Raw genomic sequence first — 23,222 nt, 5'->3', positions numbered from 1 at the left:
CTCCGGTCATGGGTCAGGGCGTTTTGTCTTTGACAAAGGGGCCGCAGCTTTCCCGGTGGCCGGGGTAACACTTGTCGGACCCTGAAAATTCGTTAGCGATGGATTTCTCCCATTTGCTCGGGTGGTCCCCGAATTTTAAGAGCTTGCCCTGATCCTTGTGGAGCAGGGTCTCCAGGATGATGCCGTTGTTGTTGGCGGTGAAGGTGTTGATGAGGCCGCCGGTGACTTCGTAGCGCCCTTCGTAAAAGCCTTTTTCCGGATCGTAGAGCCCGGAGACGGCGTCATAGAGCAGGTCGGTGTAGGGGGTCTCCCAGAGGCTCCAGAGGCCGAAGGCCCCTTTGAGGGCGATGGCGGAAAACTGGGGCACGTAGGCCCCGTCCTCGGTGATGGTGTTCCAGGTGTAGCCGTCGGTGTAGATGGTGTCGTAGACAAAGTACGGGGGGCCGTCGAGCTGATGCTCGGTGCGGGCCGTAAGGATACCTTTCATGCGGTATCGGGCCTCCTGGACCTGGTAGATCCGCTGGGCAAAATCTTCGGAGACGGCATCGGAGTGGGAGCGGTCGTTTGTGTCCCTGTCGGAGACAAGGTCCCAGTTGAGTTCGATGCCGTCTAAGACATAGCTCTCGCAGACCACGTAGTTGTGGGCCACCAGCTCCCGGGGGTCCCGGGTGTCGTAGGGGACGTTGACATCGAACATGAGGATGTAGGCAAAGGGCTCGGCCTTGGACGCCCGCGTGGTGTCAAACCCCCAGAGCTGGAACCCCTTGGCCGCGTACTCTTCATAGCCCAGGCGCCCTTCCTGGAGGTACTGGGGCTGCCCGTCCTTGAGGATCGCTCCGTACATGGTGCCGCAGCGGTCCAGGACCCGGCAGAAGTTCCAGCGCAGGATAAAGCTGTCGATGGCGTTGCCGTGTTCGGGGTAGCGCTCCTTGATGATGCGCAGCCAGATGAGCAGGCGGCCGAGGTCCAGGGCCGAATACCCGATCTCCCCGGGCTGGTTGGCGTAGTTCACCATCTGGGCTGTTTGGGTGTTGTACGCCTTGTTGGGAAGCTCTCCCCGGAAAAAAGCCATCTCGTTGAAGGTCTTCAAGATGGCGGTAAGCCGCATGTTGAGTTCGTTCTTATCGATGAGGCCCAGCTCATGGGCGGCCACAAGGCCCCCTAAGTAGGAGCCGGTGTCCCACATGGTGGTGGAGGGGTAGGCGTTGACGGCGTTTACCAGGCCGGTCCCCGGGTTGTAGTTGTTTTCAAAGTATGTCCAGGCCACCTTGGCCAGGGCCATCTCCTCCTCGGTGAGGGGGCCGTTGCGCCCTACATGCCGCGGGCTGTTTTTGGGGGGCGCGGGTTTTTTGTCGATGGCGATGGCCTCGATGCGGTCCTCCTCCTGGTCGTCGTAGGAGGGGATGAACCGGTACCCGTCCGGGGAGCACGCACCGAGGGTGAGGCCAAGGATAAGAAGGAGCAGCCAGATCGCCGCGCCGGGGGACGCCAGGCGTCGGGCGGGGGTCGGTGTTGTCATGGGGTCTCTCCTTCGGGGTGGAGGCGGACGGTGCGGTGCGGCCCGGGCTTTCCGGCGTCCACCGGGCCATGGATGGCCACAAGCTGTCCCGCGTGTTTTCGGCAGAGGCTCTCAAGGACAATGGCGTTGGTGTTGCAGGTGATGGCTCGGTTGGGGACTCCTTGCTTCTCATACAACCCGGAGAACCATCCTTTTTCCGGGTTGTTGAGACCTTCCACGGCGGCCATGAGCAGGCGGGTGTAGTCGGTGTCGTAGATGCAGTGCCAGCCGAAGGCCGCCTTGGTGCTGAGGCTTTTGAAGGCAGAGGCGTCTTTGCCGTCTTCGGTGATGCAGTTCCAGATTTCGCCGTCGGTGAAGACCGTGTTGTAGACGAACCAGGGGGCGGTGTCGATGTTGTCCTCACTCACCGCCGTCAAGGTGCCCGTTTCAAGGTACCTGCGCTCCTGGGCCTTGAAGACCCGGTAGGCGAATTCCCGGGAGGTTTCGTCCCAGCCGTACTCCAGGGCATCCAGGATAAAGGGCTCGCTGACCACGTAGTTGTGGGCATGGTAGATCTCGGGATCCCGGCTGTCGTGGGGCACCTGAATCCCAAAGACATCCACAAAGGACAGAAACTCCGTGTAGGAGAGGGCCCGGCTCACATCCAGGCCCATGAGGGCCAGGGATTTGGCCGCGTACTGCTCGTAGCCCACGCGTCCCTCCTGGAGGAAGATGGTTTGGTCGTTGTCGTCTAAGGCCGCCCCGTAGAGGCTCCCCTTCCGGATAAGGGCCTGGAAGTCCCAGGCCGAAAGGATGGCGGCCACGCGCGGGGTGTGCCGCGGGTAGTTCCAGATCAGGATGTTCATGGGGGTGAGCAGGCGCCCAATGTCGATGGCCGACCAGCCGATGCCCCGCTGGGTGGGCTGGTTGTCGTAATCCACCATGGCGCCGGTGACGGTGTTGTACGACTTGTTGGGGAGCGTTCCTTCAAACAGGGGCAGCTTTTCCATGGTCTCAAGGAGGGTGCCCATGCGGTCGTGGAAGGGGGCTTCCCCTAAAATACCCAGTCGGTGGGCCGAGATGAGGGCCATCATGTAGGAGGCGGTGTCCCAGAGGGTGGTGGCGGTGTAGCCGTCCACGGAGTTGACGAGGCCGTTTTCCTGGAGGTTGTTTTCAAAGTAGGTCCAGGCGATGCGGGCCCAGGCCATTTCCGTCTCGGACAGGGGAGAGGGCTGGCCCATGGCCAGGTCCGCGGTCTCTTCGATGACGATGGCCGGGACCGGGGTTTGCTTGAATTCCGCCCGTTCCAGGGCGATGACCGTGCCGAAGGCGGCAACGAGTCCCAGGAGAAAGACGATGTGGCTTCGTGCCCTGAGCAGGCCTTGGGTAAAGGTCATGACGTCTCTCCTTCATCCGTAGGGTCGGGTTTCCAGAAGGCGGCGGCCACGATGCCCCACATGGCCAGGATGTTGTTGGCGGCCCAGAAGGCGTTGGTCAGAAGGCCGTTGACGTTGGTGAACCGGCCCATCCAGGCCATGACGGCCGCGTAGGCCAGCCCTGAGGCGGTGAGGACCATCACCAGGATCTGGGGGATCACGAGGTGGGCGAAGTTGCCCTCCTGCCGGGTTTTGGGGGTCACGGGAAAGGAGATCTTTTTCCCTCGGAGGACGGTGACCAGGGCCCGGAAGTTGATGGGGAAAAACGAGAGATAGAACGATTGCCCGGACCAGGCCGCCACCCCCCAGGTCCCCACCATGGTGGCCAGGGTGTTTAAAAAGAGGAAGGGGAGCACGTGCTTGTAGAAGTCCATGGAGTAGGCCGCCACCGGGGCGATGCCCGTGAAGAGATAGATGATGGGGGCCGCAAGGAAGACCACGTTCCAGATGCATCCCAAATAGGACCAGAAGGTGGAGGCGTACATGAGCCTCTGGGGAAAGCTCATGCCCTTTTTGAACAGGGGGTTGTCGTTTAAGGCGACGTCGATGGTACCCCCGGCGTACTTGAAGCGCTGGACAGCCCAGCTCACAAGGTCCTGGGTGGAGAGCATCTTGGACTCCACCGGGGGGTGGAACACCGATTTCCACTCCCGGTCCGGGTCCGAGTGGAGGACAATGGAGGTGTACATGTCTTCGGAGACGTGGAACTTGTACGGCGTGAGTTCGGTCTCAAGGGCCAGCTCCCGCTGCATGGCCTCGGTGAGGTCCGATTTCAGGGAGAGATCCTTGATGTCCCGGGTGATTTTTCCGATGAAACGGTCCATGGCCGAGGAGTAAGACTTCAGCGCCGCCTCCATGACGGCTTCCCGCCGGTGGATGGAGCCCGCCCCGCAGCAGAAGGAGGCGTTGGCCCAGTTCCTTCGCCGCTGGATGACATCGTAAAACATCTGGGGGCTGTTGCAAAAAGGGTCTTCCCCCATCCGCACCGGGCCGACGAGTTTTTCGATGCCCCGGCCAAGGAGATGGCCCGGGGTGCCCAGCCGTTTCTTCAGCACCTGGGGAAGGGGGGTACCGGGGGGCAGCTCAAAAAACCACTGGGGGGTCTGGACCCAGGCCACGTCGGGGTCCCGGAAGTAGCCCAGGGTGCGTTTGAGCAGGGTGGGAAAAGGCCGGGTGTCCGCGTCGCAGATGACGATAAAGTCCCCGAAGGTCTGCTCCATGGCGTTTCGCATGTTGCCCGCCTTGAACCCGACGTTGGAGTCCCGGGTGATGTAGTTGACCCCTTCTTCCCGGGCCACCTCGGCCATGGCTTCGCGCTTGCCGTCGTCCAGCACGTGGATGGTCAGGTCAATGGGGTGGGGGTAGCCCATGGCCTTGGCATCTAAAATGCTCAGCCTGACCAGCTCCGGCTCCTCGTCGTAGGTGGGAAAGAAGACGTCCACCTGAAGGGGCCGGTCTTCAAAGGCCTCCGGGTCGGAGACGCACTGCCGGATGGAGGAGGGGGCAGGCTGCATGGGGATGTCCCGCACCGCCCAGAGGTTGATGACAAACAGGATAAGGCCGATGTAGGCCAGGGTCTCGGCCGCCACCAGGGGGATGGCAAACCAGAGGGCCTCCGGGTTCAAGGAGGCGGTCCACCGCCAGGCAATGTACCAGAGACCCACCCCCAGGCTCATGGTGGCCAGGAACTGCCAGAGGAGTTCCCGGGGGATGGAGTGGGGGATGGGCTCCGGGGGAAGGACCGATTCGTATTTTTCAAAATAGGCGGTCATAAGGTTTTCTCCAGGGCCGTCAGGTGGACCATGAGGCCGATGATGGCTGCGTTGTAATCGATGGCGTATTCGTTGGTGGCGTATGATTTTTCACTGTCGATGTAGCTTCTCACCCCCTTGTCCTTTGGGGCGATGCCGTCTTCGGCGTTGGCGTTGGGGCCTCCCACCAGAAGACCCGGGATGTTGATGCCCACGGCCCGTCCAAAGAGATGGTTGACTCGGTTCACCGAGGTCTCTCCCAGGCCGGTGACGTAGCTAAGGCCGAAGGGGTTGACCCCCAGGAGGTAGTTGAGCTGGGCTGTGGCCGCCGAAAGGTAAGATGGATTGGCCGTGTGGGCCGCTGCCAGGGCCAGGGTGATCCCCTCTTCGGCGGTCATTTTGTTGGAGCCCCAGACCATGCGGGTGTTGGCCGTCATCCAGGGGCTCTTTCGAACGTTGGCCACCAGGGTGTCGGCCCTGCGGAACAGTTTGTCGTTGAGGGCCTCGGTGACCCTGCCCGGGGTGTTGCTGTGGCGCAGGAGATTTGCCATGCCCAGGGAAGACGGGTTTTTCCATTCAAAGAGCCCCCAGGGGAGCAGGGGCAGGATGCGTTCCACCTCGGCCAGGAACGGGGCCTCCCCCGTGGTGATGAAGAGCTCGGCCGCGGCCCAGAACCGGTCGTCCAGGTCGGTGGTGAGGGTGGCCTCCGTGTCGATGGGACCGGCGAGGTAGGGTCCGGAGCCCGTGTCGTCCCCTTTGTGGACGTCCACCCGCATTCCGGGGGTGTCCATGAGAAACTGCCATCCGAGCCGGGCGGCCTTGAGACAGCGGTCGGCAAAGGCGGGGTCCCCCTTTTTGTAAATCCGTGCCGCCATGGCAAGGGCGGCGGCGGCCTTGGCGGTCTCCGGTGTGGAGATGCCGTAGAGGTATCGGATCTGGAGGTCGGCGTCCGGGGGGACGGCACCGGGCCAGGAGGCGCCGGAGAGTTTTCTGTAAAAGGCCCCGTCGCGCCGCTGCATGCGCAGCATCCAGTCAAGGCCGACCCTGATCTCGGTGAGGGTGTCGCACACGGGGCCTTTGTCCGTCTCGGGAAAAGAGAGGTCCAGGCCCTCAAAAAGGGTCGGAGTCTCGTCCCGGCAGGCGAGGAGCCTTCCCACGGTGACGGCAGTGGTGGCCACGTATTTGCCGAAGTCTCCGGCATCGTGCCATCCGCCCCGGGCCTCGACGGGGGTGCCCGTGGCGGCAAAGGCGTCCTCGTGGGCCACCACCCCGTCCCGTGTGTGGCAGGGGCCGTGGCGCAGGCCGGTAAGGGGGTCATTCAACGCCACGCCGCAGCGTTGCAGGGTATACGAGCGCATCAGAAGGGTCAGGGCCTCGGTGAAGATATCCGGGCCGATGGCAAACTCAGCGGAGCGCTCCCCCTGCCAGGTGATGCGGTACCGGCCGGTTTTTTTGAGCCCGGAAAAATCAAGGACCCTCAGGGCCGGGCCGTTGGGTTCCTCTCTGTAAGGGGTTCCGGGGGAGACCTCAAAGGCTGTTGCGCCGGTAGCCGCTGATACAACGCTGGCAAGGGACTCTCCGGCCCCCACAGGGTCCCCGGTGAGCAGGGCAAGCTTGGGAAGGTGGGGGAGGTATCCCACCTGGTTGACCAGGATGCGACAGGGCTCGGGCCCCGGGTGCAACGCGTTGCACCGGCCTGGATCCGGAAACGTTGCAAGCAGAAGGCCAAGGGCCAGAACACGGATCACGGCGTCTCTCCTTTTTCCACTCGGAACTCAAGGCGATTGGAGGCCAGAACCTTGCCGTCGGGGCCGAGGATGGCCGCCTCGATGTGGTAGGCCCCCTGGGGCAGCCCGGCCCGGGAGATGCCGGTGGCCTGTCGGGCGTTGTCCGCCTCGATGGCAAAGGTTTCCCTGGCTTTGGCCAGCTGCCGGTCCCCTTTCATGAGGGCCAGGGTCAGGGTAGCCTCGGGGATCTCTTCGGGCAGGTCGTTGATGACCCAGAGGCGCGCGGTGACGGTCTCGCCCTCGGCCCAGGTCTCTTTGGCCATTTCAATGCTCGGCAGCAAGGGCTGATAGGCCTGTTGAAGGGCCATGTAGCCCGGCTTGGGGTGCCTGAGGTAATCGACGATTCCCCAGTTCATGGAGGGCCATCCCTCCACGAACATAAACTGAAAGATCCCGGCCACCGGGGCGAAGCGCTGGCGCCTGTAGGACTCCACCGCAAGCTGGGTGAGCCGGGCCTGGTAGCCCTGGGTGGCCCGGATCAGCTCATCGATGGACTCGCCCCGGGGAATGCCGGCGATCTCGAAGCTCTCCTTCTCCTGGAAGTTGTGGTAGGCCCAGAGGTCCCATGCCTCACGGGTCTGGGGCCAGATAGCCTCAGGAGGCAGAAAGGTCTCCAGGGTGCTTTGCTTCGGCAGGGCCTGGGCGCCGAACTCCGTGATGAGGGAGCGGTCCGTGGGGCGGGCGTAATCCCGCCAATTCCCCGAGTACCACCCCAGCCAGGGATGATCCGCGGTGGGGGAGTTTTCCTGGGCAGGCCGACTGGCATCGGCTTTTACCAGGGCCTGCATCACGACCCTGTCCAGCTCCTGGTTCTGGCCTGGGACATAGCCGGGGTACTTCCACTTCATCCATGTGGCATCCCAGGGGGGCTCGTTGTGGCCGCACCAGGTGAAGATGCCGGGGTGGTTGTATAGAGAGTCCACCATCTCTTTGGCCTGCCTGACGGCTTCGTCGGAAAAGTCTTTGTCGTCGGCGTAGCCCCATTGCAGGGGAAAATCCTGCCACACCAGAAGGCCCATTTCGTCGCAGAGACGGTAGAAATCCTTGGGCTCCACGTGGGCATGGACGCGGATGGCGTTGATGTGGGCCTGCTTCATGAGGTCAAGGTCTGCGGCGAGCCGCGTGCGGTCCATCTCCGAGAGCCACTGGGAGGCGATGTAGTTGGTCCCCCGGAGGAAGATCCGCTTGCCGTTTATCAGCCAGGTGCCGGTGGCCGGGTCCCGTTTGATCTCCCGAAATCCGAAGAGATCTGCGTGGGTGTCTAAAACGGTGTCGCCCTGGCGGACGGTGGCCTCCACGCGATAGAGGGCCGGGGTGCCCAGCTCCCAGGGCCACCAGAGCCTGGCTCCGGGGACCTGGAGGGTGAGGTGGCCGGAGAGGGTCTCGCCCAGGCAGGGGAATTCAGCCTGGGTGGTGACGGCCTGTGCCGGTGTGCCGTCCCCTTTTTGGGGCGTGACCCTGAGGGTGACCTGCACCGTTTCTCCTGCCATGTCCGGGGTGGCAAGGGCCAGGGCCACATGGGCCTCGGCCCCGTCTTCTGTCAGTTCAGGGGTGACGGCAAGGCCGGTGATGGCGGCTTTCCGGGTGATGCGCAGGGTGACCGGTGCCCAGATCCCGCCGCTGTTTTTCTCCTGGCCCCGGGGGGACCAGGCCCCCCCCGGCCGTGTATCGTGGTGGTTCAGGACGCCCTTGATCAGGCGCTTGTGAAGGCTCCACTGCCTGCCGTACTCCTCGTTGGGGCTGTTGACCCGCACGGCAATGAGGTTGTCTCCTGCCTGAAGCTGTGCGGTGACCGGAAAGGCAAAGGGGGCGAAATACCCCTGGTGGTGCCCCACCCAGGTGCCGTTGACCCAGACATCACAGGCATAGTCCACCCCGCTGAAGTGAAGGCGGGCCAGGGCCCCTTCCGGCAGGGTCAGGGGCACGGTTTTCCGAAACCACATCACCCCGGCGTGGTCGACCCCCCGGAGATACCAGTTGGCCGGAAGGGTCATCTGGGGCCAGTGGGCATGGGAGAGGGCCGGGTCGGCCAGGTTTTCAGGGCCCAGGCCCCCTTTCTGGTACCGCCAGGTGCCCGCAAGGGAGAGTTCCTGTACGGCCTCGTGCCCGGACGCCCCGGTGGGGGGCGCCTGGGGGGTGATGCAGGCCGAGAGCCCCAGAAGGGCCCCGACGATGACGGGGAGACAGGCTCCCATGCGTCGTTTCAGGTTCATTTTGGGGCCTCTTTGCCCGCCGGGGCTGCACCCACCGGCAGGTCCCAGAAGTGGCCCGGGTCCCGGAAGGCGAGGTGCGCACGGTGTTCGTCACGCAGGAGGTCCAGCACCGTTTTCACCGGTGCGAAGGTTTCAGGGGGAACCTCCACGAACACCGTGTTCCAGTGTGCCATGCCGCCGTTCCAGAGCCCGGGGTGTTCCAGGGCCTTGAGATCTCGGCCCCCCTTGGTTTTGCTGGAGATAAAGACCGCCTCCGGGTCCGTGAACCGACGGAGGTCAAAGGGGTGTCCCTGGAAGTCCCGGAGCCCCAGGACCAGGTCCACGGGGTTGAAGTGGGTGGCGGACCTGAGGTGTTTCTGCTGCCGGGAGGAGGAGGGGTCCACCGCCGATCCCTCCACGATCTGAAGGGAGGGGGGCTGGTCACCGTGCCGCACCCAGAAAGGACCTCCCCCGGCCTCTCCGTTGTTTTCCACCACGCCGCAGACGCGCAAGGGGCGATGGAGCCGGTCGATGATCCAACTGCGGCGGTGGGGGGGCGAGGCCTGGCGGATGGCTTCCGGGATCTTGAGGTTCAGGCAGCTCTGGCCGAATTCCAGGGCCTCGTCGATCATGGCCGGGGCTCCGGGGACGCTTAAGAGCTTGAGCCATCTGAAGGTGTCGGCCTGGAGAGTGAGCAGAAGCCCGGCCAGTGCTTTTTTAAATCGGGTGGTGGGGGGCTTCAGGTGGTCGGGAACCACGTTGTCGATGTTTTTGACAAAGATGATGTCCCCGTTCAGGCGGTTCAGGTTGTCCAGCAGGGCCCCGTGGCCCCCGGGGCGGAAGAGAAGGGAGCCGTCGTCCTGGCGGAAGGGGTCTCCGTCCGGGGTAAGGGCGAGGGTGTCGGTGCTGCTTCTCTGGGTGGAGAAGTGCAGGTCGAAGCGGACGCCGAGACGGGATTCATAGCCTTGCCGGACATGGTTGAAGAGGGCCTCGAACCGGGGCTGGTGTTCTGAAGAGACCGTGAAGTGAAGTCGGCAGACATCCCCCCTTCCCTTTGCATACTGAGCCGCTTCCACCAGGTGCTCTTCAAAGGCGGTGCGGGGGCCCTCGGGGGCATGGTGGAAGAGGACCAGGCCCTTTGGCCGCCGGGCGTAATCCAGGCCCACGGGGTTGAGCAGGTAACGCAGGATTCGAAGGTGATGGCTGCGATCCCGAAGCCTTGACAGGGGAATCCCTTCGTGGGCGGACAACACCGAGAGCGCCTCGTAAAAGGCGAACTTGTCAAGGTTGGCCATGAAGGTGACCAGGGCCTGGCAGGACGGGTCCCCTTCATCGGCTTTTTTCTGGATCCAGCCCGGTTCCACAAAGGCGTCGGCCTTTTCCATGCGGATCAGGTCCTGAAACATGCGTGTGGCAGCCCCGGAGGCCGGGGTGAATTTTGTGATGTGGCGCCGGGGCGCTTCCCGTTCGTAACGGTCGATGCACTCCCCGATGGTGTCCGGGGAGAGGCGCATGATGCCGTCGCTTATGGTGCACGGCCTGTCCAGGGTGAGGTAGGGCACCCCCTCCTGCAGGGTCCTGAGCTGGTCTTCGGCCTCCGCCTCTGAGAGTCCCCGTGCGCTCAGGGCCTCCTGGTCGGCCTGTGTAAAGGAAGGTGTCTTCATGGCTCTCCTGTTCCCCTTACGTCGGGTGCGGGCCCGTGGGTGTGCTTGCCTGGTGACCGTCCATGATGGGCTGGGCCCCGAAGGTTTTGGTCATCTCCAGGATGTTTTTTCCTTTGTCCGTGCGGTAGGCCACCTGGTCCATGACCTGGTGGATGATAAACAGGCCCATGCCGCCTTCGGGAAGTTTGTCCAGGTCATCGGGATCGAAGTCCAGGGAAGGGGTGATGGCGGGGTCCATGCTCTGGCCGGTATCGCAGACCTTAAAGGCGATGCGGTCGAGGTAGAGGTCGACATCCACCTCCACACGGTTGCCGGTGGTGTGCTTGTAGGCATGCTCGATGGTGTTGTTGATGGCTTCCACCACACACGCCTCGATCTGGTAGACCTCCACGTCGGTGAGGGGAATCTGGGAGCAGATTTTGTTGATGGACAGGCCGATGAGGGAGACGTCCCTCAGGTTGCTGTCGATGGCAAAGGTGATTTTTTTTGAGTCCATCGGAGGCTCCTCCTAAGGGGTTAGATTGAAATGGCCCGGACCGCTTCGTGTTCCGTATCGAACATCTGGAAGACCCGGTCCATGCGCGTGAGTTTGAACATACTCAGGACTGTTTCATCAGCTTCGGCAATGACGAAGGCGCCGTCTCTGCCCACCTGCTTGAGGCAGGAGACAATGGCCCCCAAGCCGCTGCTGTCGATGAAGTTCAGGCCCCCCACGTTGAGGACGATGCGGGTGTTGCCGTCGTCGATGTACCGGGCCATGTCGGAGCGGAAGTCTACGGCCACCTTGGCGTCCATTCTGTTTTCAAGGGAGCGCACGATGAAGACCTCCCCTTCCTTTCTTGTCTCTAACCGCATGTGTTGCCTCCTTGCATGGAGATTATGCCTGTGGGGTTCACCCCTTGGGCGTTGCGTTCCAAATGTCCTTTGCGTACTCCAGGATGGTTCTGTCACTTGAAAATTTGCCCATGCGGGCTACGTTCAGGATGGTCTTTTCCATCCAGAGGCGTGGCGTGTCGTAACAGGCTTCCACCTGCTCCTGGGCCTTGATATAGGCCGAGAGGTCGGCCAGGTGGAGGTAGGGGTCGTACTGGCTGAGAAGGCTCTCGCAGACGGGGATGAACCGTCCCGGAGCATCCGGGCTGAACCGGCCGGTGCCCAGGGCGTCCAGGATCCGTTTGATGACGGGCTCGGATTCGGCGATGGCCCAGGGGCGGTAGGCGTGGCCCGCGCGGATGGCCTGGACCTCTCCGGCGGTGAGGCCGAAGATGAAGATGTTCTCTTCGCCCACCTCTTCCATGATTTCGATGTTGGCCCCGTCCAGGGTGCCGATGGTCAGGGCGCCGTTCATGGCAAACTTCATGTTGCCGGTGCCCGAGGCCTCTTTCCCGGCGGTGGAGATCTGCACGCTCAGGTCCGCGGCCGGGATGATACGCTCGGCAAGGGAGACCCGGTAGTCCGGGATAAAGGCCACCTTGATGGCATCGTTTACGCGGGGGTCGTTGTTGACAGTGGCCGCCACGCTGTTGATGAGCTTGATGATGCGTTTGGCCGCTTCGTAGCCCGGGGCGGCTTTGCCCGCAAAGATGTAGGTGCGGGGAAAATTGGGTATTTTACCGTCTTCCACGATCTCCAGGTACTGATGGATGATGTGGAGCAGGCAGAGGAGCTGCCGCTTGTATTCGTGGATCCGCTTGGCGTGGATGGCGAACAGGGAATCCGGAGAAACCTTCAGGCGGCACGTGTCCCAGATGGTTTTGGCCAGCACCTCCTTGTTGGCCCGTTTGATCGTGCCGAAGGCGTCCTGAAAGGCCGGCTCCCGGCTCAGGGGCTCAAGGCCGGTGAGTCGGTCCATGTCCGTGACCCACCCGTCTCCGATGTGGCGGGTGATCAGGGCGGTCAGGCCCGGGTTGGCCTTGAAGAGCCATCGCCGGGGCGTTACCCCGTTGGTTTTGTTGTTGAACCGCTTCGGGTAGAGGGCATAAAAATCGGGGAGGAGCTCTGTCTTCACCAGTTCGGAGTGCAGGGCCGCCACCCCGTTGACCGAATGGCTCCCGACGATGGCCAGGTGGGCCATGCGCACCTGCCTGGGGTGGGACTCTTCGATGATGCTCATGGCGGCAAGGCGGGCGTTGTCCCCGGGCCACTTTGCTTTGACCTCGTCTAAGAACCGGTGATTGATCTCAAAGATGATCTGCATGTGGCGGGGAAGGACATGCTCCATGAGGGCCACGGGCCATTTTTCCAGGGCCTCGGGCAGGAGGGTGTGGTTGGTGTAGGCAAAGGTGGCGCAGGTAATGGCCCAGGCGCGTTTCCAGGTCAGGGCGTGTTCGTCCACAAGGAGGCGCATGAGCTCGGCAACGGCAAGGGCCGGGTGGGTGTCGTTGAGCTGGATGGCCACGCGGTCCGGGAAGGTGTTGAAGGTCTTGTAGGAGCTTAAGTGGCGATCCACGATGTCCCGGATGGCGCAGGCCACGAAGAAATACTCCTGGACCAGCCGGAGTTCCCGTCCGGACTCCATGGCATCGGAGGGGTAGAGGACCTTGGAGACGGTCTCGGAGGTCATCTTCTGTTCCACGGCCTTAAGGTAATCCCCGGTGTTGAAGATGTCCATGTCGAAATCATCGGAGGATTTGGCCGCGTACAGGCGCAGGGTGTTCACCGTTTTGCCGCCGTACCCAGCGATGGGCATGTCGTGGGGGATCCCGATGAGGGTTTTCCAGTCCATCCACATGGGGTTGTAGTTGCCCTCACGGTCTTCGGCATGGACGATGCGCCCGTAGACGGGGACGATGCATTGCTTTTCCGGGTGCTTGAGCTGCCAGGGCGTCCCGTTTCCCAGCCAGTTGTCCGGCTTCTCTTTCTGGTAGCCGTTGTCGATCTCCTGTTTAAACAGGCCGAACTCATAGTTGATGCCGTAGCCGTACCCGGCAAGGCCCAGGGTGGCCATGGAGTCCAGAAAACAGGCGGCCAGGCGGCCCAGACCGCCGTTGCCAAGGGCCGCGTCGTGTTCCTGGGCCCGGATTTCGTCGATGTCGGCCCCCATGTCGGCCAGGCTTTCGGAAAAGGCCTCGAACAACCCCAGGTTGTACAGGTTGTTTCCAAGGGAGCGCCCCATGAGAAATTCAAGGGACAGATAGTAAACACGTTTTGCCTTTTTTTTCTCATACCGGGCTTCGGTTTCCATCATTTTGTCGATGAGATGGTCACGGACGGCAAGGGCGGTTGCCTCATAGAGACTCGGAAGGGGGGCTTTGGTTTCCGGGGTTCCCAAAGAGTACCTCAGGTGCCGGGTGATGGATTGGCGATGGGGCGCTGATGGCGTGACAGCTTTGACTTTGGCTTTCATTCCGTCCTCCAGGATGGGGTGTGGGCCTCGGCGAAATGTATCGCGGGCGTATGCGATAAAGGGCCGTGCTGGCGTTGACACGTACCGGTACGGGGCATTACGGGTCGGGTGTCACCGGGTCGTACCTGTGCTGTATGTCCCGCTCCCCGGGACGAAAGACAAAGGGAGGGGGCTGGACCTGGCCACGAATGGGGCGTGAATGGTCTGACGGTGGCCGCAGGCTGCATGGGTCCTGAATCCGAGGCTGACGCATCGGCTCTCGGTGGTGCATTGGGTTGGCGGCGGTGGGGTGTCTCTCTGGTGCGGGGGCCATGGATGATGACGGGGTATTACTGGTATTTGGCTATAATTACTAATTAATCTCATGGTTTGGTTGCCTGTGTCAAGGGGGAAGTCGGCCACGGGCGGGCAATGGCGGAGGCATTCCCGTCCATCGGTGGGGGCAGGGCACGTTAAACAGCCGAAGGGATCTGCCAGGCCTGGGTTTCTAAAAATAACCGCCGGTCACTATTCATATTGACAGCCCCGGCATTGATCTGTAATCTTTTAGGTATTCCAATGACTAAGTGTACTGTATCGACATGGGCCGAATGTTGGGAAAGGCCGTCACGCAGGATAACCAGGTCTGATGGTACCGGCTAAATGGAAAAAGCCCGGATGACGTATCCCGGGTATCGAAGTTTGTCTGCGTTCGCCATGGGGTAAATTTCGATGATGACATTGAACCAATGGCGATGAGGAAAAGTGCAGATGAACATATATGTTGGCAATATTGCCTACAATATGTCCGACGATGAGCTGAGGGTAGTCTTTGAAAACTTTGGTGATGTGGACTCAGCACGTATCATCACCGACCGTGACACCGGCAGATCCAAGGGGTTTGGCTTTGTGGAGATGCCCGATTCCGATCAGGCGGCAGCCGCTCTGGAAGCACTCAACGGTTCTGAGATCATGGGTCGCACCCTGACCGTCAACGAAGCACGCCCCAAAAAGCCCCGCAACGAATACGGCGGAGGTGGTGGCCGTCGTGGCGGAGGGTACAACGGCGGCGGGGACGGTGGAGGCTACGACCGTTATTAAGGGACGCGCCGCTGGAGCCATCCGGCAGACCGGCGGCCCCTGATTTTTCCCCATCGCCAGTGGCGATTTGCCCGTACATAAGAAAAAGCTCCGTGCATCTTGCTGCACGGGGCTTTTTTTATGGGGTGAACCAGTGGCGGGTCCGGGTGCAGACCCTGACCAGCATGAGCATCACGGGCACCTCGATGAGGACGCCCACCACCGTGGCCAGGGCCGCCCCCGAGGAGAGGCCGAAGAGCATGGTGGCGGTGGCGATGGCCACCTCAAAGTGGTTGGAGGCACCGATCATGGCCGCCGGGGCGGCGTCTTCGTAGGAGAGCTTAAAGATCCGGGCCGCCCCGTATCCGAGGACGAAGATGAGGATGGTCTGGAGAAACAGGGGCACGGCGATCCAGAGGATGGTCAGGGGGTTGGCCAGGATCACCTCGCCTTTGAAGCTGAAGAGGAGCACCAGGGTGGTGAGCAACGCGGTGATGGTCACCGGGGTGAGCAGGTGAAGAAAGGTCTCCTCAAACCAGGCGCGCCCCTTTGCCTTGATCAGCCAGCGCCTGGAGAGGTAGCCCGCCACCAGGGGCAGGGCCACGTAGATGGCGATGGAGAGAAGAAGGGCCTGCCAGGGGACGGGCAGACGCCCGACGCCCAGGAGGAACCCTCCTAAGACACCGTAGAGCAGGAGCATGGTCAGGGAGTTGATGGCCACCATGACCAGGGTGAGCCCGTCATTGCCCCGGGCCAGGTATCCCCAGACCAGCACCATGGCCGTGCAGGGGGCGATGCCCAAAAGGATGCAGCCCGCCAGGTAGCTCCGCCACAAGGGAACCTCAAGCATCTTGATCCCGTCCTGGAGCACCACGGTACCGGCGCCGTGGGCGGCCCCTGCGGGCAGGTCGAGGCCAAAGGGCATCTTGACCAGGTCCACGGCCTCGGTGCCGATGAACCCCCGGAAGAGGATCCCCAGAAAGAGAAGGCCGATGCCGTACATGGTAAAGGGTTTGATGGCCCAGTTGAGCACCAGGGTCAGGGTCACCGGTTTTCCGCTTTTTCCAGCCCTGACCACTTCGGCGAAGTCGATCTTGACCATGATGGGGTACATCATGAAAAAGAGGCAGACGGCGATGGGAATGGAGACCACCGGAGCGCCGTTGACCCGGATGCTGATGCCGTCAAGGGTTTGGGCCAGCTCCGGGGCGATTTTTCCCAGAAGGATGCCCCCCGCGATGCAAAGTCCCACCCAGAGCGTCAGGTAGCGTTCAAAGGGGTTTTTCAGCGTGCGATTTTCGTTTGCCTGTGGTGCGTTGCGCATGTCGTCCTCCTGTAAGGGCTCGCGCTAAAAATGAAAGACACCGTTTCACAAACATGCCGCTGGGATTTGGCACGAGGAGCAAGGGGGCAACGCCCAGCGGTAACCCGCTTTCAAGGTAATTCTGGCGGCCCTGCCGGGGGCCAAACTTTTGCCTGATCTTATTGATGACGGGTTTAACAAACAGGTTTTAAAAATTGCTTCAGTTTAACCTGAATCAAAGGCGAATGTGATTTTCCCTGAGGAACGAAGGGGAAAGCGCATTCGCAACCTGCTTTCGAGGTGGCACACCTCGCCGCCGGAGGCCTCTTTTTCAGATTGACTTTTTCACCGGCCCTGCGGATTAGTCTGTGACAGATCCTGGCAGGGTCTCAACAAAGGCGCGGATCTCATCGCGCACCTTTCTGTAGCAGTCGAGTTTCTCCTCCTCGCTCTCCGCGTCAAGGGCCATTCTGGGGGGATCGTCAAAGCCCACATGCACCACCTTGGCCCCTCCGGGAAACAGGGGGCAGGTCTCGTGGGCATGATCGCAGACCGTGACCACCACATCGATGTCTGTCCCCATGAATTCGGAGATGTTCTGGGAACGCTGACCGGAGATGTCCACCCCGGCCTCGGCCATGACGGAGACGGCCCTGGGGTTTAACCCATGGGTCTCGATGCCTGCGGAGCAGACGGTGATGGCATCGCCCTTGAGGTGGCGGGTCCAGCCTTCGGCCATCTGGCTTCGGCAGGAGTTGCCGGTGCAGAGAAAAAGAAGGGTCAGTGTATCGGGCATGGCGTGTGTCTCCTGTGGTGCTGGTGTTTCATGGTAACTGCCGGGGAACGTTTCGACCGGCGGGGTGTACTGTACAGGAACCTCGGTGGCCCCTGGGGGGTGATGGCCCACAGTATGGCTGTTTTGTGAGGATTGTGTGAGGGGGCGTCGCCTTCGGATGAGTGAAAAAAACAAAGGCGCGCCTCAACCACAAATCCGATTGTACCGTATGGCTGTTTTTTACGGCAACTTATTTTCGTCCTCCGGTCCCTTCACCGTGGTGTGTGTGGGGAGGGCTTTCGGGCAATTTCAGTGTTCCGGCAAAAAAAGAGAGTAAAGGAAAAGCAATTCTACGCGAAGACAAGGGGTGTAATGGATGGCAGGGTTCTCTTTTCAAGAGAATGAGTCGGCTGCGATGCCCGGTCTTTGACGTGGCAGCCAGAAACGCAAGGTGCATTCCGGATGCTGCCTCAGTAGAAAGGCAATGAAAGATGACGTTTTCAATCAAGCAGAAACTGATGATCGCTTTTACCTGTGTCGCCGTTGTTCCCATCGCGATTATCATGGCGGTGGTGGCGGTTCAGTTGAAGCAGCTCTCCATCAGCGGCTTTGTGGGGGCCACGACCCGTGAGCTCGCCCAGGTGGACAATGCCATGAACCTGTTCATGGACGGGATCACCAGCCACGTGACCCAGCTGGCCTCAGATCCCCTGCTCAAAGGGGTCGGGGACCAGGTGACCTCCTATGTGGACACAACGGAAAAGACCCTGGTCACGCCCCTTGAGGACGGCGGGGTAAACGCGGAGCTCTTTCGCCTCTTTCGGAGGGTTCACGACTCCAGCCCATCCTATTGCGAGATTTACCTGGGCACCGAAGCCGGCGGCCTGCTCACCTCCCTGCCCGCGGAAAAAAAGGCGGGGTACGACCCTCGCAAGAGGAGCTGGTACCGAAAACCCGCCGATGCAGGGAAGCTGGTGATGACCCCTGCGTATCTCTCCGGCGGCAACGGGCTTACGGTTGTGGGCCTGGTGGCTCCGGTGACCGGACCCGACGGCAGGCGTACCGGTGTGGTGGGAATCGATGTCTCCCTGTCGCGCCTGACCGATATGATCCACGGCATCCGCATCGGTGAAAGCGGGTTTGCCATCCTGGTTCAGGGGGACGGGACCATTCTGGCCAACCCCCATGACCCTGCCACAAACTTCAAAAAGATGACGGAGCTGGACTCACCGGCCTATGCCACCCTGGACTCCATCGCCTCAGGGCATGTGGCGGTGGAGATGGATGGCGTGGACTGCTTTGCCGATGTCTACACCTCCCCCACCCTGGGCTGGAAACTCATCGGCGTCATCGAAAAACAGGAGGTGATGTCGGCAACCCGGCGGCTGACCCTGATGATCCTGGGGTTCGGTGGCGTGCTCTTTCTCCTGGCGGTGGGGGCAGCCCTCTGGCTGGCCCGCATTGTGACGCGCCCCATCATCAATACCTCGGAGATGCTGCGGGACATCGCAGAAGGGGAGGGCGATCTCACGCGGCGGCTTGAGGTCAAAACGGCCGATGAGCTGGGTACCCTTGCCACCTGGTTTAACGCTTTTATCGAGAAAGTCCATGGGGTGATCCAGGCCCTTGCGGAAAATGCCGAAGCGGTCAAAGACTCCGGGGGAGAACTCTCCCGGCTTGCGGTGACCATGTCCGACGGCGCCGCAGAGATGAACAACCGGGCGGGCACCGTGGCTGCTTCCGCCGAAGAGACCAACAGCGTGATGGCCGATGTGGCCGCCTCCACGGAGCAGGCCACGGCCAACGTGAATATGGTGGCCGCGGCCACCGAGGAGATGCGCGCCACCATCGCAGAGATCGCCGGGAACTCCGAAAGGGCCCGGGGCGTCACCACGGAGATGGTGCACCAGGCCCGAGAGGTGAGCGTGATCATGGATGCCCTCGGGGCCGCTGCAGGGGACATCGGCAAGGTCACCGAGGCCATCTCCGAGATCTCCGAGCAGACCAACCTTCTGGCCCTGAACGCCACCATCGAGGCCGCCCGGGCCGGGGAAGCGGGCAAGGGCTTTGCCGTGGTGGCCGGAGAGATCAAAGCCCTTGCCGGGCAGACCGCCGACGCCACCGGAGAGATCCGGCAGCGCATCGACGGTGTCCGGGACTCCTCTACCCGGTCCGTTGAGGGGATCGGCCGGATCTCCTCGGTCATCGATGAGGTCAGCGAACTCGTGGGGGCCATCGCCGCAGCCGTGGAGCAGCAATCCGGCTCCACCGGTGAAATTGCGGAAAACCTTGCCCAGGCTTCCCGCGGCCTTGAGGAGGTCAACAACCAGGTGGTGCAGTGCGCCGGGGGCTCCGGGGAGATCGCCGAAGAGATGGCCGGTGTCAACCGGTCTGCCACCCGCTTTTCCGAGAGCAGCACCACGGTCCACGGCCGGTCCGAAAAGCTTGCGGGCCTTGCCTCGGATTTGAACGAGGTGGTGGGGCAGTTTAAAATCTGACCTGGTAACTATTCAGCTCCAAAAAGCAGCCTCCGGCGGCAAGGTGTGCCACCTTGAAAGCAGGTTGCGAATGCGCTTTCCCCTTCGTTCCTCAGGGGACATCACATTCGCCATTTATTCAGATTGAATCGAAACTGTTTTTGATGTTTGTTTATCAAACTTTTCAGGGGGTTAGTTTTCGATAGGAACGTCGGAGGCCATTTTCCCCTAAACCCTATTTCTCAACAGGAGTTTCCCATGTCCCTTTCCGTGATGGCGGTGGTCCTGCTTGCAGCCCTGCTGCACGCCACCTGGAATTTTCTGGTGAAAAACACCCCGGACAAGCACGTGAGCATGACCGCCGTGGTGCTGGGGCACACGCCCTTTGCCCTTGGCGTGCTGCTGGTGGCGCCCCTGCCCTCCCTTGATTCCTGGCCCTACCTGGTGGCAGGGGCCGCGCTTCATGTGGGCTACCAGCTTTTTCTGCTGGCCTCGTATCGCATCGGGGACCTGAGCCAGGTCTACCCCCTGGCACGGGGGGTGGCCCCCATGATCGTGGCCGGTGTGTCGGTGCTCTTTCTGGGGGTTGAGCTCTCCTTCAGCGAGCTGGCCGCCATCGGGATCATCGGCAGCGGGATCATGAGCCTGACCCTGGTGCGCAAAAGCGACGGGCTCCGCAACGGCCAGGCCGCGCTGTTGTCCATTGTGACGGGGTGCTTTATCGCCTCCTATTCCCTTGTGGACGGCATGGGGGCCCGGGAGGCGGGGACGGCCCTCGGGTTTTACGGATGCCTTTCGGTGTTGAACGCCGCTGGGTTTGCAGTGATCATGCGGGTGGTCCGTCCGGGGATCCTCACCCGGGTGGTCTGCCGGGAGTGGCGGTTTGCCTTGAAAGGGGGCGGGGCCTCGTTTTCAGCCTACGCCATGGTGACCTGGTCCTTTACCCTGGCCCCCATCGCCATGGTGGCGGCGGTGCGTGAGACCAGCATTATCTTTGCCTTGCTCTTAGGGGTGGTGGTGCTCAAAGAACGGCTGGATCTCATGAAAGTGGTCGCTACCCTGATGACCCTGTTGGGTGTCGGGATCCTGAGGGCGAGTCGGTAGCAGATGGGAAAGTGACCACCGGCCATTTTTTCGCGAGCGGGATTCCCTGCACGGCGACATGGGAAACGCCCACGATTTTTTTCAAACCATTGTCTCCTGATTCGTGGGATTTATCTCTGGTGCAGCCGTGTTTCTCCGGTTCACAGAGAATAAATCAGTAAAGCCCGGGCTTTTGTATGCCGAATAAAATGGAGAGCTTGCAGGAATAGAATTGCGTTCCCTTACAGGTTGCGCGCCTCCTGTCATAATAGCTTGTTTATTTGTGAGAGAAAGCGAATGCCTGTTCGGTGCAGGTGGTGGACACGGGCTATCGAACGAAGCAAAGGAGGCGGTTCTGTATGTTGAAAATCAGTGATATTCCCTTGAAGAAAAAACTGGTGGGAAGTTTTCTTCTGGTCTCATTGGCCACGGTGGTGATCGGGCTTTTCGGCCGGTATGCCGCTACCACCATCGGGAGTTATCTCCACACGGCCACAGAAGAGAGCCTTCCGGCCATGGAGCGCATGGCCGAGATGCGTGACCTGGCAAACCGGTTTGTGCAGTCTCAGCAAGGGTTGCTGAGCGCTTACCTTGACCCGGAGACCCTCCAGACGGAGTACGACAGGCTGGAGGTCATTCGGTCGGAGTACGGCAAAAGCATGGCGGCGTTTCAATCCTTTCCCCGGTCACCGGAGGTGGACGCGGCATGGAGCGCCTACACCCAGGCCTTTGGGGAGTGGTCCACATTAAACGAGGCGTTTTTTGCCAAGCTCAAAGAGCTGGAGGCAACGGGCATACTCAACCCCCTGCAGGTGCACGCCGACACCCTGAAGGCCAAGGGCGCCTTTGACGCAGCCGTCAACCGCATGGCCGGGCGCATCTACACCCTGGCTGACAAGGACAACACGGACTGGGCCCTGCTTTCCGAATCCCTGTACAGCTGGGGCAGCACGTACCCCCTTTCCAACGGGGTGATCGAAGAAGAGCTCATGAACGTCGAACTGGAGGCCTCCTCCCTGGAGCGGCATTTCACTCAGATTGACTTGTTCGTTGATCAGGGGCTTCGGTCCCGGGCCGCGGGTATTTACCAGCAGGACATGCTGCCGATTCAGGCCAGTATCGCCGAGGCGTTTTCCAGGGTCGGCGCGGAAGTGGACAAGGCTGTTGCCATCAACATTGAGTTGAACGCCATGGCCAACGGGCCCTGCCAGGAGAAACAGACGGAGAGCCTGGCCCTTCTGGACAAGGCGGTGAAAGCCTTGAGCCAGGATGCGCAGCAGCTTACCATCGATGGTCGGGCCCTGTACAAAAAGATCCAGGCCGCCAACTTCATCATCATGGGGGTGGCCGTGGCCCTCTCCTTCTTCTTCGGGGTGGCCATCAGCGTGGCCATCACCTCGCCCCTTCAGGAGGGCGTGGACCTATCACGGGGCATGGCCGAAGGGGATCTCTCCCGGACCCTGACGGTGAACCGGGCCGATGAGATCGGTTCCCTCACCTCGTCGCTGAACACCGTGGTGGGGAGCCTGCACGCCATGATGGGGAGCATCAACGAGGGGGTGGACCACCTGGCCGGCTCCTCCAAGGAGCTCTCCGCCGTTTCCGCCCAGGTGAAATCCGGGGCAGCAGGGACCTCGCAACGTTCGGATACCGTTGCCGCAGCTGCTGAAGTGATGAACACCGGTATCGCCTTTGTGGCCTCCTCCGTGGAAGAGGCGGCCCAGAATATCTCCTCGGTGGCTTCAGCCGCCGGGCAGATGGCCTCCACCATCGAAGAGATCGGCAAGAACGCCAACACCGCCAAGGAGATCACCGATTCGGCGGTTTCCGGAACGAAGAACGCCACGGTCAAGGTGGGGGCCTTAGGGGACTCCGCCGAAGAGATCGGCACCATCTCCGAGACCATCTCGGGCATCTCCCAGCAGATCAACCTGCTGGCCCTGAATGCCACCATCGAGGCGGCCCGTGCCGGGGAAGCAGGGCGGGGTTTTGCCGTTGTGGCCGGTGAGATCAAGGATCTGGCCGGGGAGACCTCAGGGGCCACGGAAAAAATCCATGAGCAGGTGGCCGCCGTCCAGTCGCAGATCGAGTCCACCGTCTCGGAGATCTCCAAGGTCTCCAAGGTGGTGGGGCAAATGGAAGAGATCGTTGCCATCATCGCCTCGGCCATGGAAGAGCAGGCCATTGCCACCAATGAAATTGCCGGCAACATCGAGCTGGCCTCGGCCAAGGTGGAGGATGTCAACCGCCAGGTGGGGAAAAACTCCGCCACGGTGGCGTCCATTGCCCGGGATATTGCCGATGTGAACGTGTCGGCCCGGGAAATCACCGGCAGCACCGACGTCCTGACCCGTTGCGCCGAGGACATGAACCACCTGGCAGGGGAGCTCAAAGGGATGACGGGGCGTTTTACCCTGTAAAGGAATCTGAAAGTGCCCCCTGAACTCCAGTCGGGGGTGCGCGTTTGAACTGTTTGTGCGGGGTTAGTTGCCGCCACGACCCGTCCACAGCCCGTGAATCCATGGATTCACGGGCTGTTTTTTTTATTGCCCGGCTGGTGTATAGTCGTCTGCCGGAACAGTGGGCGGGCCGGTTTGTCAAACACGACATGGCGGCCGACACAATAACGAAAAAAACCGGTAACTATTCAGCTTATGCCTCCGGCGGCCCTGCCGGGGGCTAAACTTTTAAAAAGTTTAACAAACAGGTCTTAAAAAGGCTTCTTGAATGAATGTTACTTTAAAGGCGGATGTGATTTGCCCCGAGGAACGAGGGGCAAAACGCATTCGCAACCTGCTTTCAAGGTGGCACACCTTGCCGCCGGAGGCAGCTTTTTAGGATCTGAATAGTT

At 61.4% G+C, this 23,222-nt stretch carries 15 protein-coding genes; 4 read left to right on the top strand and 11 right to left on the bottom strand.

Going from position 1 to position 23,222, the window contains the following annotated elements; all coding sequences use genetic code 11:
- Positions 1-13: 13 nt before the first annotated feature.
- From BLQ12_RS02890 to BLQ12_RS02850, 9 genes are read right to left on the bottom strand one after another with little or no spacing between them, the layout of a single operon-like run.
- Positions 14-1,519, bottom strand: coding sequence for a DUF3131 domain-containing protein (locus BLQ12_RS02890; RefSeq protein ID WP_092208011.1), 1,506 nt, complete (start codon positions 1,517-1,519; stop codon positions 14-16).
- Positions 1,516-2,895, bottom strand: coding sequence for a DUF3131 domain-containing protein (locus BLQ12_RS02885; protein WP_092208009.1), 1,380 nt, complete (start codon positions 2,893-2,895; stop codon positions 1,516-1,518). Before BLQ12_RS02885 ends, BLQ12_RS02890 begins: the two co-directional genes overlap by 4 nt.
- Positions 2,892-4,706 carry a glycosyltransferase family 2 protein gene (locus tag BLQ12_RS02880; RefSeq protein WP_092208007.1) on the bottom strand — a complete coding sequence of 605 codons (1,815 nt, stop codon included), beginning with the start codon at positions 4,704-4,706 and terminating at the stop codon, positions 2,892-2,894. The genes BLQ12_RS02885 and BLQ12_RS02880 overlap by 4 nt, the downstream gene beginning before the upstream one ends.
- Positions 4,703-6,433, bottom strand: coding sequence for a glycoside hydrolase family 9 protein (locus BLQ12_RS02875; RefSeq protein WP_217640221.1), 1,731 nt, complete (start codon positions 6,431-6,433; stop codon positions 4,703-4,705). The genes BLQ12_RS02880 and BLQ12_RS02875 overlap by 4 nt, the downstream gene beginning before the upstream one ends.
- Positions 6,430-8,685, bottom strand: coding sequence for a glycoside hydrolase family 2 protein (locus tag BLQ12_RS02870; protein ID WP_092208005.1), 2,256 nt, complete (start codon positions 8,683-8,685; stop codon positions 6,430-6,432). The genes BLQ12_RS02875 and BLQ12_RS02870 overlap by 4 nt, the downstream gene beginning before the upstream one ends.
- Entirely contained in the window at positions 8,682-10,328 is a 1,647-nt protein-coding gene (locus tag BLQ12_RS02865; RefSeq protein ID WP_092208003.1) for a DUF4301 family protein, read from the bottom strand. Before BLQ12_RS02865 ends, BLQ12_RS02870 begins: the two co-directional genes overlap by 4 nt.
- Before the next feature lie 16 nt (positions 10,329-10,344).
- Positions 10,345-10,824: an ATP-binding protein gene (locus BLQ12_RS02860; protein WP_092208001.1), complete on the bottom strand. Its 480-nt coding sequence runs from the start codon at positions 10,822-10,824 to the stop codon at positions 10,345-10,347.
- A 20-nt stretch (positions 10,825-10,844) separates the two neighbouring features.
- Positions 10,845-11,183 (bottom strand): STAS domain-containing protein, encoded by a 339-nt coding sequence (locus tag BLQ12_RS02855; protein ID WP_092207999.1) that lies wholly within the window; start codon positions 11,181-11,183, stop codon positions 10,845-10,847.
- A 37-nt stretch (positions 11,184-11,220) separates the two neighbouring features.
- Positions 11,221-13,674 (bottom strand): glycogen/starch/alpha-glucan phosphorylase, encoded by a 2,454-nt coding sequence (locus BLQ12_RS02850; RefSeq protein ID WP_092207997.1) that lies wholly within the window; start codon positions 13,672-13,674, stop codon positions 11,221-11,223.
- Positions 13,675-14,424: 750 nt separating this feature from the next.
- Between BLQ12_RS02850 and rbp the strand changes: the two genes are divergently transcribed.
- Entirely contained in the window at positions 14,425-14,754 is a 330-nt protein-coding gene (gene rbp, locus BLQ12_RS02845; RefSeq protein ID WP_092207995.1) for an RNA-binding regulator, read from the top strand.
- 118 nt (positions 14,755-14,872) lie between these two features.
- On the opposite strand, the gene arsB is transcribed toward rbp, so the two are convergent.
- On the bottom strand, positions 14,873-16,057 hold the full coding sequence (arsB, locus tag BLQ12_RS02840; RefSeq protein WP_092207993.1) for an ACR3 family arsenite efflux transporter: 1,185 nt from the start codon (positions 16,055-16,057) through the stop codon (positions 14,873-14,875).
- A 340-nt stretch (positions 16,058-16,397) separates the two neighbouring features.
- Positions 16,398-16,832 (bottom strand): arsenate reductase ArsC, encoded by a 435-nt coding sequence (locus BLQ12_RS02835; RefSeq protein WP_092207991.1) that lies wholly within the window; start codon positions 16,830-16,832, stop codon positions 16,398-16,400.
- A 470-nt stretch (positions 16,833-17,302) separates the two neighbouring features.
- On the opposite strand from BLQ12_RS02835, the gene BLQ12_RS02830 reads away from it, so the two are divergent.
- From BLQ12_RS02830 to BLQ12_RS02820, 3 genes are all read left to right on the top strand, one after another.
- A complete protein-coding gene (locus tag BLQ12_RS02830; RefSeq protein WP_092207989.1) occupies positions 17,303-19,309 on the top strand; it encodes a methyl-accepting chemotaxis protein in 2,007 nt (668 codons plus the stop codon).
- A gap of 237 nt (positions 19,310-19,546) precedes the next feature.
- A complete protein-coding gene (locus BLQ12_RS02825; protein WP_092207987.1) occupies positions 19,547-20,392 on the top strand; it encodes a DMT family transporter in 846 nt (281 codons plus the stop codon).
- Positions 20,393-20,730: 338 nt separating this feature from the next.
- Positions 20,731-22,791: a HAMP domain-containing methyl-accepting chemotaxis protein gene (locus BLQ12_RS02820; protein WP_092207985.1), complete on the top strand. Its 2,061-nt coding sequence runs from the start codon at positions 20,731-20,733 to the stop codon at positions 22,789-22,791.
- Positions 22,792-23,222 lie beyond the last annotated feature (431 nt).

The organism is Desulfoluna spongiiphila, assembly GCF_900101345.1.
GTDB lineage: Bacteria > Desulfobacterota > Desulfobacteria > Desulfobacterales > Desulfolunaceae > Desulfoluna > Desulfoluna spongiiphila.
This window is presented reverse-complemented; position numbering and strand designations above follow the sequence as displayed.

Coding starts and splice junctions, on each gene's coding strand:
- BLQ12_RS02890 (WP_092208011.1), bottom strand. CDS start 1,519: ATGACAACACCGACCCCCGCCCGACGCCTGGCGTCCCCCGGCGCGGCG.
- BLQ12_RS02885 (WP_092208009.1), bottom strand. CDS start 2,895: ATGACCTTTACCCAAGGCCTGCTCAGGGCACGAAGCCACATCGTCTTT.
- BLQ12_RS02880 (WP_092208007.1), bottom strand. CDS start 4,706: ATGACCGCCTATTTTGAAAAATACGAATCGGTCCTTCCCCCGGAGCCC.
- BLQ12_RS02870 (WP_092208005.1), bottom strand. CDS start 8,685: ATGAACCTGAAACGACGCATGGGAGCCTGTCTCCCCGTCATCGTCGGG.
- BLQ12_RS02865 (WP_092208003.1), bottom strand. CDS start 10,328: ATGAAGACACCTTCCTTTACACAGGCCGACCAGGAGGCCCTGAGCGCA.
- BLQ12_RS02860 (WP_092208001.1), bottom strand. CDS start 10,824: ATGGACTCAAAAAAAATCACCTTTGCCATCGACAGCAACCTGAGGGAC.
- BLQ12_RS02855 (WP_092207999.1), bottom strand. CDS start 11,183: ATGCGGTTAGAGACAAGAAAGGAAGGGGAGGTCTTCATCGTGCGCTCC.
- BLQ12_RS02850 (WP_092207997.1), bottom strand. CDS start 13,674: ATGAAAGCCAAAGTCAAAGCTGTCACGCCATCAGCGCCCCATCGCCAA.
- rbp (WP_092207995.1), top strand. CDS start 14,425: ATGAACATATATGTTGGCAATATTGCCTACAATATGTCCGACGATGAG.
- arsB (WP_092207993.1), bottom strand. CDS start 16,057: ATGCGCAACGCACCACAGGCAAACGAAAATCGCACGCTGAAAAACCCC.
- BLQ12_RS02835 (WP_092207991.1), bottom strand. CDS start 16,832: ATGCCCGATACACTGACCCTTCTTTTTCTCTGCACCGGCAACTCCTGC.
- BLQ12_RS02830 (WP_092207989.1), top strand. CDS start 17,303: ATGACGTTTTCAATCAAGCAGAAACTGATGATCGCTTTTACCTGTGTC.
- BLQ12_RS02825 (WP_092207987.1), top strand. CDS start 19,547: ATGTCCCTTTCCGTGATGGCGGTGGTCCTGCTTGCAGCCCTGCTGCAC.
- BLQ12_RS02820 (WP_092207985.1), top strand. CDS start 20,731: ATGTTGAAAATCAGTGATATTCCCTTGAAGAAAAAACTGGTGGGAAGT.